Raw genomic sequence first — 18363 nt, forward strand, 5'->3', positions numbered from 1 at the left:
TTAGTTCACCTCTTCTTGTAATTCCGCGATATATCGCTTTAATGCATCCTGCCAAGCGGGAAGACGGGTAAATCCATTCTCCTCTAGCTTGTCCTTTGACATGCGGGAGTTCTTTGGTCGAACTGCTTTAGTCGGATATTCTTCGGTTGTAATACTATTTACCTTCACGGCTTTTCCCGCTACTTCAAATATTTCCTTCGCGAAGTCTGCCCATGTAGTAAATCCTTCATTTGAAGCATGATACACGCCGTACTTCTCTGTTTCTACCATATCTAACAAAAGCTTCGCTAAATCAAAGGTGTACGTAGGGGAACCATATTGATCCCCTACCACATTTAATTCGTCTCTTGTTTCTGCCAAACGAAGCATCGTTTTAATAAAATTATTGCCATTAATGCCAAATACCCAGGAAATACGGACAATAAAATACTTATCCAACAAAGATTGAACGGCTTTTTCTCCTTCATACTTTGTCACACCATAGTAGCCAACTGGTTTCGCTGCATCTTCTTCTGTGAAAGGCTCTGTACCTGTGCCTTCAAACACATAATCTGTACTAATATAAGTAAACTTAGCATCCACACTTTTAGCCGCAGCTGCCAAATAGTTTGTCCCATTCACATTGACATCAAAGCAAGTTTCTTTATCGTCCTCTGCATTATCCACCGCCGTGTAGGCAGCACAATGAATAACCGCGTCCGGCTTCACCGTATGTATATAGTTTTGCACTTGTTCTTCCTGCGTAATGTCCAGTTCCTTGTGACCGACACCAATCATTTCAAACCCACGTTTTTTTCCTTCTAAAACAACATCATGGCCTAATTGTCCAGAATAGCCTGTCACTAAAATCTTCATTTATTCTCACCAAAAGTAAAATTGTGTTCAGCGTCTTTTAGCAATGGCGCTTTTTCATCTTTTTCGGAAAGAACAGGCGTTATATCTAGTGGCCATTCAATGCCAATAGCAGGATCATTCCACAGAATGCCTCGATCACAAGCAGGAGCATATAGGTTGTCCACCTTATATTGCACTTCCACATCGTCCGTAATCGTCATAAATCCGTGCGCAAACCCTTGTGGGATTAATAGCTGCATTTTATTTTCAGCAGAAAGCTCGATCCCAAACCATTTGCCAAATGTTGGACTATTTTCCCGAATATCTACTGCCACATCATATATAGCCCCTTTTGTACAACGGACTAATTTTGTTTGTGCCTTTGGATTTAATTGATAATGCAAGCCGCGAAGCGTTCCTTTTGTTGCCGAAAAGGATTGATTATCCTGTACAAATGGAATATCGATGCCTGCTTTTTGAAAGCTCTCTTCCTTATAGGTTTCCATAAACCAACCGCGATGGTCTCCGAATACCTTTGGTTCGACTACTTTTAGCCCTTGTATAAATGTTTCTGTAATTTGCATTCTAAAGCACCTCAAATCTGCTTAATATTTAATATCGCCTTTTGCCACTTTTAATAAATATTGGCCATAACCTGTTTTCGAATAAAGATTTCCTTGTTCGATCAGGGAATCATTCGTAATCCATCCATTAATATAGCCAATTTCTTCTGGTGCAGCAATTTTTATTCCTTGGTGATCTTCAATGGTCCGAACAAAATTGGACGCTTCTAATAAACTTTGATGTGTCCCTGTATCCAACCACGTAAAGCCTCTGCCAAGTAGCTCTACTTCTAATTCTTCTAATTTCAAGTACGCTTCATTAATCGACGTAATCTCTAGCTCCCCACGATGAGAAGGTTCCACATTTTTCGCAATCTCTACGACCCGATTATCATAGAAATATAATCCCGTTATCGCATAATTAGACTTGGGCACTTCCGGTTTTTCTTCTACACTTAAGACTTTTCCATCTGCATTAAATTCTACTACTCCAAAACGCTCTGGATCCTGTACATGGTAGCCAAATACCGTTGCCCCGCTCTCTTTTTGAGCAGCACGCTGCAGAAGTTTTCTCATTCCGCTTCCATAATAGATATTGTCCCCTAAAATCATCGCAACAGAATCATCCCCGATGAATTCTTCGCCAATAATAAAAGCCTGAGCTAATCCTTCTGGCTTCGGTTGTACTTTATATTGTAAGGTAATGCCGAATTGAGAACCATCACCAAGTAATGCTTCAAATCGAGGCGTATCCTCTGGTGTAGAAATAATTAAAATGTCTTTAATTCCCGCTAACATTAAGCTGGAAAGTGGATAATAAATCATCGGTTTATCATTAATAGGTAAAAGCTGTTTACTTGTCACTAAAGTAAGTGGATAGAGCCTTGTTCCACTTCCGCCAGCTAGTATAATTCCTTTCATTTAAGAAATTCTCCTTTTCTTTAAGCATGCAATTTATTTTACCCTAAATAAATGACAACTTATATAAATGTAATCAAAATATAATGTTTAAGTAGTAAATTGGGTCTTGCTGTCTGTTAAGAGTGGGCTAAAAGTTGAAATACTATATATAAAAAATTAGCAATAATGATAGAAAAAGTCAAAAATCTTACTAGATTTTTAATTACTTTTCTAAATTAAATAGACAGGTTTGCTTACCTTTAGGAAAGTACTTGCAGCTAGATATTTAGATTCCTCTAGTAGCGTATAATAGAAGCTTTTAAGGATTCTTCGAAAGGCGAAGTTTATCTTTCTATTACAAGGGATATAAATGGTAGAAATTACAAAGAATTAGTATTATACTATTCCATGAATTATATTGTTAGCAATAATGACAAGTACCTATAAATATTGTAAGGAAGAAGAAACCTACTAATAGGGAAAAGTATGATATGATAAAACGTATTGATTTTAGGAAACTGGTTATTTGGAGGGTACATAATTGAAAGTAACTATAGCTATTCCAATTTATAATGCCGCTAGACATTTAAATGTTACATTGGATTCATTAATGAACCAAACAATGGATTCCAGCGATTTTGAAATTATTTGTGTAAATGATCGCTCAACAGATAGAAGTATAGAAGTTATTAATGAATATAAAAAGAAAATGAGTAATTTAATCCTGATTGACCGGGAGGAAAATTCAGGCGGACCAATGATTCCTCGAAATGATGCGATTGAAGCAGCAAGAGGAGAGTATATTTTATTTTTAGATAATGATGATTTTCTCGGTGAAGAAACATTAGAAAGATTTTACCGTGCAGCAACAGAACATAAATCAGACGTGATTTATGGAAAATATGTAGGCGTAAATGGTCGTAGCGTACCTCAATCTATGTTTAAAAAAGGAAATAAATACCATGCAGATATTATAGAAGATAATTTGGTCTATAGTCTGGCTCCTCATAAGATGTTCGATTTACAGTTTGTAAAGGAGAATGGCTTTCGATTCCATCCTAAGGCAGTAGTCGGAGAAGATCAATTATTTGTAATGCAATGCTATATTAATGCAAAAGTAATCACGGTATTATCAGACTATGATTACTATTATGTAGTTGCAAGAGGAGATGAAAATTTAAGCTTAAAATACTTCCCTGCAAATGAGTTCTTCTTTTCCTTTAATAGAATTATGGAGTTCCTTGAAAACAGTAGCTTGAACGCCCTTTATAAAAGAGAGCTAAAAATCGCCTTTTTAAACCGCTTCTTATCTGCAAGTAGACTAAATGGCCATTTACTTTCTGGATTGCTAAATAAGGAACAAAAGATAGATTGGTTAAATGAGACCAAATTATTTATTGAAAACCATGTAGAGGATGACATTATTTCCTCTATAAATGCTAAATTTCAGTATTTATTAACCGTAGCGAAGGAAAATAATGTAGATAAATTATTAACCCTTCATGACCAAATTAACAAAGTAACATCAAATGATGTGACTAAAGTAGAAAATGGTTTCATCTATGCAAGATTACGTAAAATCACCAAAGAAGTCGCGTATGATGAAGAGCATGTTGTAAACCAATTTAATACATCTGATGTGTATATTAATGAAATGGAATTTGATGATAAGACATTCACAATCAATGGTCAAATGACACAGAGCCTGTTAGTTAATCAAGATGTGAAATATGAACTTCGCATGGTCCACAGACCTACAGGATTAGAAGTACATCATAAAAATCAATCTCCAGGTATGCAGAATAAATTTACCTTTGTGGTAGATTATCAAGAAATACTTTTCGACGAAGAGCTTGTAGGCATTTGGGACTTTTTCGTAGAAGCATCTATTAATGGATATGTGAAAAGAAGAAGACTCGGATCATCACGAGCAGAGTATCTTAAAGAACATGATATTATTACTTCCTTACAATCATTCGGAAAAGTATACTCTATTCAACCATTTTATACAAATCCTCATAACAATATTTCCTTGGAAGTGGCACTCGAAGATATAAAATAAGGAGAAAGGGAGTATAGTGATGAAAAAAGTAAAAACATTAGAAAATGTGACAACATATGCTCGTCCTTCTGTTAATGCAATAAAAGTAAACCACTATGAAAAAGCAGGGGTAGAGTTAACAGTTTGGCCAAGCATTAAAGGTTGGTTTGAATTACGCCCAGTAGATTTTGATGGCATAATGAATACAGAATTCATTCAAAAAAAAGATATAACTAAAAAATAAATCAAAGAGGCGGGGACATAATTATTCCAGTTATCAATAAATAAGAACGATTATACGAAAACGACATATAATCGTTCTTATTATTTATTTTTAAAAAGAAGATTTCAATAAATTCTGTTGTTATTACCCCACAGCCTGAATATACTTCGCTTTCCATGGGGCTAGCGGTGAGCTTCCTCCCCGCGGAAGGGAGTGTCCGTAGAACAATGGAACAAATTGGTTTTTGCACATGACTATATTTAAGCCATAAATAACCAGTATGAGAAAGTAACCTTTATCTAATAAGAGCTAAATTAAAGATTGTTCGTCTTCACAGATTATCTAATTAGTTTTGTCCCAGCCCCTTTGATTACTAGATAAACTCATTCTAAAAATTACTTACTTTAAATGTTTTTAACTAAAAGAAATTTGATTTCCTCCTTTTGCTTTCGCCTTATATAATTCTTGATCTGCTTTATTAAATAACTCATCCGTATTAGAAGGACTGGCAGGATTATATAAAGAAATTCCAATACTTGTTGAAATCTGTAACTCTATTTCATGTAACTGCATTATTTCATTCACTGTTGCGAGAATTCTATTTGATATATCAATAACATCCTCTACTTTACTTATTTCCGGCAAAACAACCGTGAATTCGTCTCCACCAACTCTTGATAAAGTATCCCTTTTGCGTAGGGAGCTTTCTACTCGTTTTGCGAATATCTTGATTACTTCATCTCCAACATCATGTCCAAGTGTATCATTGATTTGTTTAAATTTATCACAATCCAACACCATTAATGCAGTAAACTTTCCTGTTCGATCTGATGTATAGAACGCTTGTTGCAGACGATCAAGGAATAGTCTGCGATTCGGAAGACCGGTTAGATAATCTGAATAGGCAAGCTTAGATAATGTTTTCTCCTTTCTTCGTATCTCCGTATATCCCCTGATATAGCAACGATTTTCATATCCAGCCCTTTCGCTAAAAAAATCATGGATTTAACAATCATTTCATCTTTTTTGGATACAGAAATGTTACTAATAAAAGAGCGATCCAATTTTATCGTATCAATTGGATATTGTTTTAAATAAGTCAAAGAAGAATATCCCGTACCAAAATCATCTAATGCAATTCGAATACCAATTTCTTTTAATTGCTGAATAGCCAATTTAACAACCTCTTCGTACTGGATTAAAGTTGTTTCTGTTATTTCAAATTCAGTTAACGAAGGATCTGTTTTTGTTTCTTTTAATATGTTAATAACAGTTGGGATAAAATCATACTTTAATAATCTTTGTGCAGATATATTAATCGATATTGTAACAATAGGCAAATTTAATTTTCCAAACCGAAATCTTGATAAAACCCTCTCGAAAAACCCAATCTCCAATAGGAAAAATTAAGCCATTTTCTTCAGCAATGGGAATAAATTCTCTTGGGGAAACAAGGCCCCACTCAGCATTTATCCATCGTATAAGCGCTTCAGCACTTACCATTTTTCCCGTTAGTGGATTTACCCTCGGCTGAAAATGGAGAAAGAATTCCTGTCTTTCCATTGCTTTATATAAATCTCTTTCTAGCTGAAACTGCTTAAAGGAAGGGATATTAATATACTCGCTTTGCTCCAACATAATACTGTGACCAATAGGAGTTATCCATAGAATAGGCAGCGATTCCTTTTGAACTTGTGGCAGAAATAAATTGATTATCGCCCATGTAAAATCCGACGTGGGAAATCGTGCCTGGTGAATTGACCGCAAAGAAAACTAAGTCGCCTGGCTGCAAGTTAGTCCTTTGAATGGCTGTGCCTGTATTATACATACCTGCAGAAGTATTGCGAGCCATAGAGACACCATGCTGGTTAAACATATAGGACACAAACCCAGAACAGTCGAACCCATTTGGAGTTGTGCCTCCCCATATATATGGAACTCCAAGATAGTTATTGGTGTCACTTATAAGCGCTTTTTTTACAATGGCATGGTTGATAGCCTTCGTTGTTGCTTCATCTGCATTTCCTGTTACAGGCAAAAGATAATCCCTTTGGAAATTTTGAATGGCATCTTTGGCAGCCACACTCGCATTACCAGTTGTTGCTGGTACTGCATAGTAACCAAGTGTTTGTAAATTTTTCTGTACGGTTGATAAATTTGTACTTGGAATAGTTGTATCCGCTGCTTGTCCATTCGGAATGGTCAATACCTGCCCAACTCGGATTATGTCACTAGTAAGCTTATTGGACTCTTTAATTTGGTTTACAGTTACATTGTATTTTTTTGCGATTAAAGATAAATAATCCCCATTTACTACTGTATACGTTTGGCTTACAACACTGCCAGCAGTTGAATTTGTTACTGAAACGGTTAAAACCTGGCCAACATTAATGGTATTAGAAGATAATCCATTCATACTCTTAAGATTATCTACACTTGTACCATATCGGGTGGCAATTGCAAAGAGCGTATCTCCTGAAACAACGGTGTATTTGCCCGTTTCGTTTGTTGAAGCGGAAGGGGTTGAGTTAGAATTGCTCGTAGTACCTGTATCTGCATTAATTAGTTTCGGAATAATTAGGATTTGCCCAAGCATTGTTCCATCACTGGTTAAGTTATTTGCTTCTTTTATTGCATCAACACTCACATTGTATTTTTTTGCTAAAACGGTTAAATAGTCTCCAGTTCCGACTTTGTGAAATGCTTGAGGAATAATAAGCTTTTGATTAAGATTGAGTGAATCTGATGATAATTGATTTGCTTGTTTTACTTGATCCACGGAGGAATTATACCTTTGGGAGATATTCCAAAGTGTATCGCCTGATTTAACTACATAATAAACAGTGCTTGAAGTTTGTGTTTGAACAGTTGTGGGACTTAATTCTGCTGCTTGTGCAGATGTTGGCGAATCCATCATAAAAGGAATGGCAGTTACCGCAATGCCCCCAACCACCACTTTTATCATGTTGACCTTGAGATTTGGGTAGCGCTCATGCAGCATTTTCTTTGCAGCTGCTAAAATAGAAGTCTTTTCCTTATTAATCGTTCCCAGTTCCTCCCCAAACTCTGATAAATAATTGTCTGCATAAATAATTAATGTATATTCATCACTTTGGTCAGCCCTCTTCAGCTCATACCTTTGAAATGCTTCCATATGATTTCTCTCCTTTTGTATTAGGAGGACTAGAGACCATTAGCCTACAGAGGACGGTTCTATCGCTTCTGTTTCTAAATAATTCTAGAAAGCATTAGAACCATCCCTCTGCACCCAAAGCATCCTTATCCCCTTATTTTATAAAGAGCTCCGACTTTGTTTTCGTTGTGGTAAGTACCTTTACATCTATTTGAGAAGTGGTACTTTTCATTTTGTATGGAACCGAAAATGTTTGCCAGTTATCGGTAAGTTCTATTGGCATTTTTTTCTCATTGATAAAGGTTCCTCTGGCATTGGTTTCTTGTATTATTATTAGATAGTTTCCATTCCCCTTTAAATTTATGCTAGGTTGAATTTGGAGAGAAGAAAATTCCCCAGGCAATGTATAGATAAACCCTTCTTCTTTTTTCTCGCCTTTCGTCTTTACTACGTATTCCTCTTGATTAACCTTCTCTACCGTAGCATTTACCCCGAAATACTTTTGAACTTCTTCTCTTGCCATAAACGGAGTAGGAAAGGAGAAAAGAAATAGAAGAAAAGGGATAAAAAGTAATCGTTTTTTCATGTAAATCACCTCTATTTAGATTTTGTGACGCTATCCAATTTAGCAAGTGTAACAGGACCAGCGATTCCATCAGCTGTCAGCTTATATTTTTTTTGAAAAGCAATCACAGCTTTCTTTGTGGACGCGTCATATTTGCCGAGTGCCTTCCCTTTATAGATTTTTGTTTTAATTAATTTATTCTGCATATCCTTAACAGCTGTTCCTTGAGAGCCTTGTTTTAGGGTAGGATATTTTTTCACGGCTCCTGTAGTCGCTTTAGTAGCAGCAGCGACACTATCCAATTTTGATAATGTGGCAGTACCTGCAATCCCATCCGCTTTTAGCTTATATTTTTTTTGAAAAGCAATGACCGCTTTCTTCGTAGCAGTATTGTAAACACCATTAACTTTTCCTGTATATAATTTCGTTTTCTTCAGCTTATTTTGCATATCCGTAACTGCTACCCCTTTGGAGCCAGATTTTAGAGTCGGATATTTTGTTTGTTTGGCGGGCGCTGCAGCTTTTGCAGTCGTCGTACTTTTTGCAGCAGTCGTCGATGTCGTGGTCGTTATCTTAGCTGGAGGAACAACTACAACTGATTCGGCAGGCTTTGTCGTCGTTTCTGTTGCCGGTTTGGTTACTTCATTTGTAGTAGCTGCCACATTAAGAGATGGACTTTGTGTATTTTTCGGCGTAGAAGAAACGTTTAATACTTGTCCGACAAAAATAGTATCGCTCGCTAGATTATTTAATTGTTTTAATTGATCGACCGTCAAATTATTAGAAGTAGCTATTTTCCATAACGAATCCCCAGACTGAACCGTGTATGTGGTGGTTGCCTGAGTAGTGGGTAATTGCTGCGGCTGTTCAACAGCCTGAGCATTATCTGACATCCAGGCACGGTATTTTTGCCAGATGGAGGTGCTTTCCTGCCCTAAACTCCAACTGCCAGATCCTTTTAAATTGTATTTATGGATCAACTCAAATTTTGCAGCAATCGAATCGCTGTTTTCATACCAAATTCTATAGGTGCCTGGTGTTAGTGTTTTTCCTGCAATCGTTGTAACCGGATCCCCTTGTTTAATCGTAATCGTCGCTTTCGGGGACTTAGTCGCTTCATCAAATACTACTGTTCCTCCATATCTCGATAACAGCTCATCTACACGGACATTAGAAATCCCCGTCCCTCCAGTTGCTTCTCCCTCTTTCCAATAGCGTCCGTAAAAGGGAATCCCCAATACGATTTTATCTGGAGAAATGCCTTGTTTTAATGCGTATTGAATGGACTTTTCCACCCAGCCATAGCTAGCAACTGGACCTTCAGCGCTTCCTTCATAGCTTTCGTCATAGGCCATCACCATTAGATAGCTTGAATACTTCGCTAATTCTTTATAATCGTAGGTGCCATGCCATCCCTTCGTCCATCCATTCGGATTCGCAGCCACCGCCACCGATACTTCTTTATCGGAAGGCAATTTTTCTCTAAGAAGCCTCACTAAATCCGTGTATGCATCGCGATCAATTTCCGTTGTATTTTCGATATCTACCTGAATACCATCTAAATTATTTTTAATAATAAAATCAGCAATTTGTGTTGTTAATTTCTCTCGATTATTTAATGCCGCACGTCCAACATTTCGATCCCAATGATTACTTAAAAAAGGAACGACTTTCATCCCCCGATTATGCATTTCCTTTACAAAGATAGGATCATATTGCGTCGTTAATTTCAACGAGCCATCCGCGTTTATATCAAAATAACTGGGAGAAACTAAGCTTAAATTCCCCTGTGTTTTATCAATTTGCGAAATATACGATTTGGTATTGCCAAAATAAAGATAGGACATATTAAAGGTCACTTCATGGGCTTCTGCCTTTTGAAAAGGAAAGCTTGTCAAAATAACCGTCCCAACAGCCAAAACAATCGTCGCTTTTTTGATCTTAGGAAATTCCTTTTTTATAAACTGTTTGGTTGCATTAATCAAAGTTTTCCCATTCTCCTTCGTCGAGTGAAAAAATTCACTTCCAAACTCTGTGTCATACGAAGGCTGTTCGTTCCCCTTCATCCGCAAAATAAGGGTATACTCCCCATTTACTTCTTTTATATCTACTTTCTCAAAATTGCTCAGGTCCATTTTTTCACCCCCTGCAATTAGTATGGATTCAGAGGGACCGTTCTACTGCCGACATGTCGATGCCAATTCATGGAAAACAAAGCAAGAGAACCGTCTAATATATTGCTTGTAATTCCCATATGTAATTTTGTCTAAAGTAGAAAAAATAAAAGGGTAAAAACTTTATAATAAAAAGGAGCAAATAATGATGAAAGTTAAAAATATATTTTCTATCCTTGCTTGTATGCCTTTTCTAGTGCTTGCTGGATGTAATAATAATGATCGAGAAGCAATGGATTGGGAAACAAACCATCGTTATAATGAGGATACTATTTCTAGCTTAACGACAAATGTAAATAGTAATAAATATCCACATACACAGCCGATAAAGGTCCAAGATGCAAAATATGAATTCCGTACAATTGTAGGAACTTACGAGCCAAATGCAACAAATAGACAAATCCCAAAAGCTACACCAAGACAAGCAACACCAAACCAACAAACGAATCAAGGGGCTCAGCCTGCACCACAGACTCCCCCTTCTACTAATGCAGACAATAAGAAGGAACCAAGTAACTTTGTTGCATCTGTTATTGACTTAACGAATGCGGAAAGAAAAAAACAAGGTCTTCCAGCTTTACAAGCATATCCTGATTTAAACAATGTTGCTGATATGAAAGCGAAGGATATGAATGACAAAGGATATTTTTCTCATACAAGTCCAACCTATGGCTCTCCCTTTGACATGATGAGAGACTTCGGAATCACTTATCAATCCGCTGGTGAAAACATTGCCCAAGGACAGCGTTCTCCTGAAGAAGTAGTAAAAGCTTGGATGAACAGCGAAGGACATCGCGCAAATATCCTAAATGATAAGTACACACATATTGGGGTAGGATTTGATGAAGGCGGTTATGAATGGGTACAGATGTTTGTTAAAAAATAAGAAAGAGGGGCGATTTATTTATCGCTCCCTCTTTTTTCCTTTATTTATATACTGGAATTTCTAAATGCAGGATGTATGGACGTAAGTCGTAAACTTCAGACATTACTTTGACCTGTTTATAGGCCCATCCTATATCTGTTGCATATTGGTGACCAGCGAATGATCTGTTGTTCATTAATTCTGGATTCCAGCGCATTTTATAAATGGTATTTTGGACAATATTATAACTATTTTTTCCGCCGATATAGCCATTTTCAATAAAGGCTGCTCCACCTAAAATCGCTTTATATGGCGTGTCCCAGCCATTATTATAGGCAGCTTCCGCTCCACACTCTTCTGGACAGTTATCATAGGCACCGATACCATACATGTTATATACTTTTTTCCCTTTATACTCTATCCCTTTTGCAAGAGTAGATTTACCATTACCAGTTTCTAATAGTGTATGAGCCATTAAATAGACTTCATTGATTCCATATTTTTTCCCTGCATCAACGAACGCTTGTCCCTGTCCTTCTAATATTCCTTTTCCTTTTAGGTATTGGTTTAGAATACTCACAGGAACTTCACTCGATTTGGTTAAATCCAGGAACTGGAATCTTTGGACTTTATCACTAGAGAAGTTAGTTGGATCGAGATAATATATTACATCTGAAGAAGTAGCATTGCGCCAAGTATTATAGCTTACTTCTACCCATTCGCTTTTCGCTTCCTCTTTTAAAACCGTTACTAACGTTCCTTTTTTCACAGAACCATAAATATGGCCTGTCGTACTTGCCTTAGATCTAATATTCAGTGTAGTTGCTGTTACTCTACCTACCCTAGACTCAAGTTTTACAAGCGAACTATGGACAAATAATTCTTTTTCTTTATATTCGATTTTGTACCATTTATCACTGCCGGCCGTTTCATCGCCAACAACATTGTTGTCTAAAACAAGAATCGATGTTCCAGACTTCACCTTTGTGGCAACATTATTATCCTCTTTGTCATCTTTTAGTTCTGGAGAAGTTCTAAGCTGCACATCATTTTTAGTGATTTTTCCATTATCCATCATTTGAAGATATTCGCTGCTTGCATATGCTTTTTCATTGCGATATTTATCTGTCTGCGGCGAAGTGTTCATTTGCATCGATAACGCATTATTGAAAGAGATATTATAGTACGTTTTTGTCGTATAGACGTTTGTTCTATAAGAGTTGTTCTCGCTAACAGCCTCACCCTTACCTTTTTCAACAAGCCTTATTTCTATCGCTTCTACTCGCTTTAATAGTCCTTCTGTTCCTGCTTTCATTCCATTCTTGGCCCATCCTAACCAACCATATGACTGAACATGAACACGATAATAGATATCGTAATACTCAGCAATTTCACCTGAAAGATTGATCTTAACGGCTTCTAACGGTTTAGAATAACCTTCTATTCCAGAAACTTCTTTATTCGTTACACTTCTTAACCAATTTCCGCCTTGCATTTTAGACGCATAAACAAGCTTTCCACTATAAGGAGAGTTTTCAATATTTATTTTAATTGCTTCGACAGGTTTAGACTGACCTTGTGTTCCACTTACAGCACCATTTTTTACTGTTTTTGTCCAACCGATGGACTGAACATAAGAGGCATAGGCAATATTCGGCTTTGTTAAAAATGGTTTAGAAGTTGAACCAGGTGCTTTTTTCCCCTTTTCCACTACAACCACATTAACGGCCTCGATTTGTTTCGCTAAGCCTTCTGTTCCTGCTGATTGGCCATTTTTCGCCCAACCTAGCCAACCATTACCATTCGCATAAACACGATAATAGACATCGTAATGATTAGCCATTTCTCCCGTTAAGTTAATTTGGATCGCTTCGATTCGTTTTCCTTCACCAGCTTTCCCGCTGACAGCTCCATTCGAAGCATTTTGCCAACCGTAGCCTTGAACATTTGCCTTATAGGAAATATCACCTGAATATGGTTTATTCTTTAGGGCAACCTTTATCGCTTCCAATCTTTTTCCTGATGAACCAGACGTTGCTCCATCTTCTACCGTCTTTGTCCAGGCATTACTATGATAAGTAGCGTAGGCAACCTTTAAATCTGTTACAAATGGTTTAGCTGTAGATCCAGGTGCTTTCTTTCCTTTTTCGACAAGCTTAATCTGAATAGACTCCACTCGCTTAGAAAGTCCTTCTGTTCCTGCTGACTTGCCATTTTTCGCCCAATCTAGCCATCCGTAAGTTTGGGAATGGACACGATAATAGATGTCATAATGATTAGCCATTTCTCCCGTTAAGTTAATTTGGATCGCTTCAACACGTTTACTTTTCCCCGTAGTTCCGCTAACTTTTCCATTCGATACGGAATCCATCCAACCGTAACTTTGAACATGTGTTTTATACGTAATTCCACCGGAGTAAGGAGTATTGTTTAATGAAATTTTTATGGCTTCTACTCGCTTACTTTTTCCAGTTGTACCAGCTGATACTCCATTTTTCACCGTTTTCATCCAGCCATAACTTTGAACATGTGTCGAATAGGAAACGGATAGATTTGTCACAAATGGCTTTTCTGTAGATCCAGGAGCTGTTTGTCCCTTTTTCACTAAGACTATTTCCATGGCTTCTACTCGTTTAGAAAGTCCTTCTGTTCCAGCAGATTGACCATTTTTTGCCCAGCCTAACCAACCATAAGTTTGCGAATGAACTCGGTAATACACATCATAGTGCTTCGCCATTTCTCCCGTTAAGTTGATTTGAATAGCTTCTACCCGTTTTGACTTACCAGTTGTTCCACTAATTTTTCCATTTGAAACAGAGTCAAGCCAGCCATAACTTTGAACATGTGTTTTATACGTAACGCCACCAGAAAAAGGGGCATTTTTCAAGTCTATCTTTACAGCCTCTACGCGTTTACTTTTGCCTGTAGTGCCAGATAACTTTCCGTCTTTCACACTATCCATCCAGCCATAGCTTTGAACATGTGTCGAATAGCTTATTGTTGGATTTCCCGCGGCATTAACATTAGTTACATTTATGGAATATCCCAAAACTAGTAAAATAGCCACAAAAAAGTAAAATAGTCCTCTTTTTTTATTCATAGATTCTATATCATTTCCCCCCATAAACTATACCAGGACATAAAACGACACCATTTGTCCTAATATCATTCTATTTTTATACTACTATTCTATCATATTCGACATATTGATTTTAATAGTTTTTAAAAATAGGTAAAATGTAGGAGGTCAAATGGAAGTTTGTGGAGTAGTTTCAGAGGATTTTAGACAAATGAAAAAGCACAACTAGCAATGTGTTTGCTAATTGTGCCAAAACTGCTTGATTTTTATTTCATTTCAACATCTCCGCGCTCCATCTAAATCGTATCCAAAAATGATTGCACAAATGGAATAGCTGCTCCAATTGGAACGCCTTTTGCAGGTGAACGACTTATATGAATGAAGTGCTCGCTGCTTGGGAAGGCAGATTTTTCGTTAGTTTTTTCATGAAGAATACGGATGTCTTCTTCTATTAAGTAGGAGGAAATATGCCCTCCGATAATAAACTCTCTGTTTAGGACAAGATGCAAATTATTCATGGAAAATGCTAATTGGTCTAAAAAAGTATTCCATCTTTCCACAAAAGAAACTATCCCAGATCGCACATTTTCGAAAAAAGTATCTAATGTCTCTCCAGTTTCTAACAAAGCATTAACAGAACTGTATGTTTCCATGCATCCTTTCTTTCCGCAATAACACAAAGGACCATCAGGATTTATCGTCATATGCTCCACTGTTCCACTATGCCCTTCTTTTCCCATATATATTTGATTATTGATGATGATTGCACCACCAAGATGTGTGCCAATTGATAGGTAGACAGCGTCTCCTATATCATTTCTTACCCATAATTCTGTTGTTGCTGCACATTTAGCATCATGTAAAAACAAACAAGGGTACGGGAGATATTGGGAAAATACATCTACATCTAATCCAGTAGAAATTAAGATTTTTCCATACGTAATTTTTTTCCCGTCATTGGATGTTAGTCCCTGAACGGCGAAGCCAACTCCAAGAACCTGATCCTCCGTAATATCGAGAGACGCAATAAACGCCTGAATCGCATCGCTCACTTCCTTATAATAACTTCCTTCATTCGAATATTTCATGGAGAGCTTCTCTTCTTGAAAGGCTTGTCCAAGTAAATCTATCGCTAAAATTTGAACAGTGCTCACCTGAATTTCCACCCCGATACTGATATAGGCTTGCGGAGAAATCGCATAGGCTGTAGCCCTTCTGCCAACAGAAGATTCAAACTGCCCATTCTTCTCTATCAGTTGCTCCTTTTCCAAACGCACTAGATTCTGTGTAACAGTTGGCAAACTTAAATGGAGTTGATTCGCAATCTCTTGTTTAGAAAGCTTCCCATTTTGATAAAGAAGATGATAAATCGATGAGTAATTTCCTTTTTTTATATCTTGAAATGTAATGTTATTATCCATGAAAAAAACCCCATTTTATAAAGAAAATTTATAAAACTCCTTACTTAAATTCTCCTTTAATATATCACAAAACCTATCTTTATCCTATCTTTGTCAAAAATAGGTTGACATTTTTAAATTTTATTCTTATTGACTATTTAAAGAAAACGTTTTATTATATAAATGTATTTTATAAAATGATTTTACAAAATAACTTAATGAAAAGGAATGATAAATATGGGCATTATTGAAAAAATGAGATTAGATGGTAAGAAAATCTTTGTTACTGGCGGCGCTAGAGGGATTGGAAAAAGTGTTGCAACGGCTTTTGCTGAAGCTGGCGCTGATATTGCAATCGTTGATTTAGATATAGAAGAAGCAACAAAAACAGCAAAAGAATTGGAAGAAAACAACGGGATTAAGTCCATTGCAATTAAAGCAGATGTAACGAACCCTGAAGATGTAAACGCTATGATGGATACGGTATTAGAAGCTTTTGGCCGTTTAGACGTTGCTTTTTGTAATGCTGGAATCTGTTTGAATGTCCCAGCTGAAGAAATGACTTTTGATCAATGGAAAAAAGTCATTGATATTAATTTGACAGGTGTATTCCTAACAGCGCAAGCAGCAGGAAAAGTTATGCTAAAACAAGGCGGCGGTTCGATTATTAATACAGCATCTATGTCAGGGCATATTGTAAACGTTCCCCAACCACAATGTTCTTATAACGCTTCAAAAGCTGGCGTGATTCAACTAACAAAATCACTAGCAGTCGAGTGGGCATCAAGAAATGTACGTGTTAATTGCATTAGTCCAGGATATATCGGTACAGAGCTGACGCTAAATTCACCAAGCTTACAACCTTTAATTAAACAGTGGAATGAGATGGCACCGCTTAACCGTATGGGGAAACCAGAGGAGCTTCAATCCATTTGTGTTTATCTAGCAGGAGACACTAGCAGCTTTACAACAGGATCAGACTTTGTAATAGATGGTGCTTTCACTGCGATTTAATAGACTCATAGATTTCGATAGGAGGAACAATTTATGAATTACTTACTCGGTACAGATATCGGAACATCTGGAACAAAAACGATATTAATGGATACAGATGGAAACTTGATTGCTCAAGATTTACAGGAATACGATGTTTTAACTCCAAAGCCTTTATGGGCAGAACAGTGGCCAGATGTATGGCTTGAAGCAACAAAAGCATCTATTAAAAACACGGTGCAAAAAGCTGGAATTCCGTCTGAAGAAATACGTGGCATCGCGATCAGTGGTTTATACGGAGGTTCCGGTATTCCATTGGACGAAAACATGGAGCCTGTTAGACCTTGTATGATTTGGATGGATCGAAGAGCAGAAGCAGAATCAAACTGGGTACTTGAGCATATTGGAAAAGAAAAGCTTCTTGAAATTACCCATAATGGCGCAGACCCTTATTATGGATACACAAAAATTCTCTGGATGAAAAACAATGAACCAGAGAACTGGCAAAAAACCAAACTATTTCTCCCACCAAATGATTATGTGATTTTCAAACTAACCGGAGAAGTTGCAATTGATTATTCTTCTGCAGGGAATATCGGCGGAATCTTTGATATGAATAATAGAACATGGTCAAAAGAAATGATGGATGCGATGGGAATCCCCGCTTCATTAATGCCGGAAAAAATTGTGGAATCAACCGATATTATTGGCGGATTGACGAAAGAAGCGGCGGCGGAGCTAGGACTTTCAGAAGGAATGCCAGTTATCGCTAGTGGAATTGACTGTGGAGCAGCCAATATCGGACTCGGTGTATTGGAATCTGGTATTTATGCAGCAGCAATTGGAACCTCCATGTGCGCGGCACTCATTTCTGATAAACCACTCAAAGGAAAAGACTTAATTGTTTGGCCATATTTATATGATGCGAAAAGGCTTTCTTATTATTTTGCTGGTGGAGCTACTGCTGGTGCGATTGTGAAATGGTTCCGTCAAACAATGTGTCAGTATGAATTGGAAGTCGAAAAAGCTGGCGGAAAGAACGCTTATGATGTTTTAAATGAGCAAGCAGCTAATATTCCCGTCGGAAGTGATGGCTTGATTGTCCTTCCATATTTTATGGGTGAAAGAAGTCCAATTTGGGATTCAGACGCAAAAGGAACGATTGTCGGACTATCTTTAGCACATACAAAAGCTCACATCTATCGCGCATTTCTTGAAGCAGTTGCCTTTTCTTTACGTGATGCAATTGAAGCAACTGGTGAAGAACTTGGAGAATATATCTTGCTTGCAGGCGGTGTGACCAAATCTAAATTGTGGCGCCAAATTTTTGCAGATGTTACAGGCTATGCCGTTGTCTGTCCGATTCATGATGTAGAAGCCAATATGGGCGATGTAATGCTTGCTGGAATTGGAACTGGCCTTCTCTCTTATGAAGAGGTAAAGAAATGGCAGGTTCTAGATGAGAAGATTATGCCAAATAAAGAGAATCACCAAAAATATAATGAATTTTACCATGTCTATAAATCTATTTATAAACATTTAAAGACAGATATGAAAACGTTGACAATAATATCTGCATTGTAATTTACGAAC

16 protein-coding genes are annotated in these 18363 nt (G+C 37.1%); 5 read left to right on the plus strand and 11 right to left on the minus strand.

The features are described 5' to 3' along the window. The 3 genes from rfbD to rfbA are packed head-to-tail and all read right to left on the minus strand — an operon-like array spanning position 1 to position 2318. Positions 1-855, minus strand: coding sequence for a dTDP-4-dehydrorhamnose reductase (rfbD, locus tag AB3U99_RS21000; protein ID WP_400243696.1), 855 nt, complete (start codon positions 853-855; stop codon positions 1-3). After that, positions 852-1418: a dTDP-4-dehydrorhamnose 3,5-epimerase gene (gene rfbC / locus AB3U99_RS21005; RefSeq protein WP_400243697.1), complete on the minus strand. Its 567-nt coding sequence runs from the start codon at positions 1416-1418 to the stop codon at positions 852-854. The genes rfbD and rfbC overlap by 4 nt, the downstream gene beginning before the upstream one ends. 21 nt (positions 1419-1439) lie before the next feature. Then, positions 1440-2318 (minus strand): glucose-1-phosphate thymidylyltransferase RfbA, encoded by an 879-nt coding sequence (gene rfbA, locus AB3U99_RS21010; protein ID WP_400243698.1) that lies wholly within the window; start codon positions 2316-2318, stop codon positions 1440-1442. A 520-nt stretch (positions 2319-2838) separates the two neighbouring features. Between rfbA and AB3U99_RS21015 the strand changes: the two genes are divergently transcribed. Further along, positions 2839-4359, plus strand: coding sequence for a glycosyltransferase (locus AB3U99_RS21015; RefSeq protein WP_400243699.1), 1521 nt, complete (start codon positions 2839-2841; stop codon positions 4357-4359). 19 nt (positions 4360-4378) lie between these two features. Further along, the gene (locus tag AB3U99_RS21020; RefSeq protein ID WP_400243700.1) at positions 4379-4582 is read left to right on the plus strand and encodes a hypothetical protein; all 204 of its coding nucleotides are present in this window, start codon (positions 4379-4381) and stop codon (positions 4580-4582) included. 393 nt (positions 4583-4975) lie between these two features. On the opposite strand, the gene AB3U99_RS21025 is transcribed toward AB3U99_RS21020, so the two are convergent. The 6 genes from AB3U99_RS21025 to AB3U99_RS21050 form a co-directional block, all read right to left on the minus strand. Continuing rightward, positions 4976-5566 carry a diguanylate cyclase domain-containing protein gene (locus AB3U99_RS21025; protein ID WP_400248141.1) on the minus strand — a complete coding sequence of 197 codons (591 nt, stop codon included), beginning with the start codon at positions 5564-5566 and terminating at the stop codon, positions 4976-4978. Then, positions 5449-5901, minus strand: coding sequence for an EAL domain-containing protein (locus tag AB3U99_RS21030; protein ID WP_400243701.1), 453 nt, complete (start codon positions 5899-5901; stop codon positions 5449-5451). Before AB3U99_RS21030 ends, AB3U99_RS21025 begins: the two co-directional genes overlap by 118 nt. Next, a complete protein-coding gene (locus AB3U99_RS21035; RefSeq protein ID WP_400243702.1) occupies positions 5876-6199 on the minus strand; it encodes an EAL domain-containing protein in 324 nt (107 codons plus the stop codon). The genes AB3U99_RS21030 and AB3U99_RS21035 overlap by 26 nt, the downstream gene beginning before the upstream one ends. Continuing rightward, the gene (locus AB3U99_RS21040) at positions 6174-7715 is read right to left on the minus strand and encodes a LysM peptidoglycan-binding domain-containing protein (RefSeq protein ID WP_400243703.1); all 1542 of its coding nucleotides are present in this window, start codon (positions 7713-7715) and stop codon (positions 6174-6176) included. The genes AB3U99_RS21035 and AB3U99_RS21040 overlap by 26 nt, the downstream gene beginning before the upstream one ends. 133 nt (positions 7716-7848) lie before the next feature. Beyond that, positions 7849-8280, minus strand: coding sequence for a hypothetical protein (locus tag AB3U99_RS21045; protein ID WP_400243704.1), 432 nt, complete (start codon positions 8278-8280; stop codon positions 7849-7851). A gap of 11 nt (positions 8281-8291) precedes the next feature. Further along, positions 8292-10394 carry a glycosyl hydrolase family 18 protein gene (locus AB3U99_RS21050; protein WP_400243706.1) on the minus strand — a complete coding sequence of 701 codons (2103 nt, stop codon included), beginning with the start codon at positions 10392-10394 and terminating at the stop codon, positions 8292-8294. Positions 10395-10578: 184 nt separating this feature from the next. Here AB3U99_RS21050 and AB3U99_RS21055 point away from each other — a divergent pair, with 184 nt between their 5' ends. After that, on the plus strand, positions 10579-11319 hold the full coding sequence (locus tag AB3U99_RS21055; RefSeq protein ID WP_400243707.1) for a CAP domain-containing protein: 741 nt from the start codon (positions 10579-10581) through the stop codon (positions 11317-11319). Between the two features lie 40 nt (positions 11320-11359). Here AB3U99_RS21055 and AB3U99_RS21060 read toward each other — a convergent pair whose 3' ends face one another. After that, on the minus strand, positions 11360-14398 hold the full coding sequence (locus AB3U99_RS21060; protein ID WP_400243708.1) for a glucosaminidase domain-containing protein: 3039 nt from the start codon (positions 14396-14398) through the stop codon (positions 11360-11362). A 275-nt stretch (positions 14399-14673) separates the two neighbouring features. Beyond that, positions 14674-15798, minus strand: a complete 1125-nt coding sequence (locus tag AB3U99_RS21065) for an ROK family transcriptional regulator (RefSeq protein ID WP_400243709.1) — start codon at positions 15796-15798, stop codon at positions 14674-14676. 216 nt (positions 15799-16014) lie between these two features. On the opposite strand from AB3U99_RS21065, the gene AB3U99_RS21070 reads away from it, so the two are divergent. Next, entirely contained in the window at positions 16015-16791 is a 777-nt protein-coding gene (locus tag AB3U99_RS21070; RefSeq protein ID WP_400243710.1) for an SDR family oxidoreductase, read from the plus strand. 33 nt (positions 16792-16824) lie between these two features. Further along, on the plus strand, positions 16825-18354 hold the full coding sequence (locus AB3U99_RS21075; protein WP_400243711.1) for an FGGY-family carbohydrate kinase: 1530 nt from the start codon (positions 16825-16827) through the stop codon (positions 18352-18354). Positions 18355-18363 lie beyond the last annotated feature (9 nt).

This window comes from Niallia tiangongensis, from assembly GCF_044704065.1.
Taxonomy (GTDB): domain Bacteria; phylum Bacillota; class Bacilli; order Bacillales; family Cytobacillaceae; genus Niallia; species Niallia tiangongensis.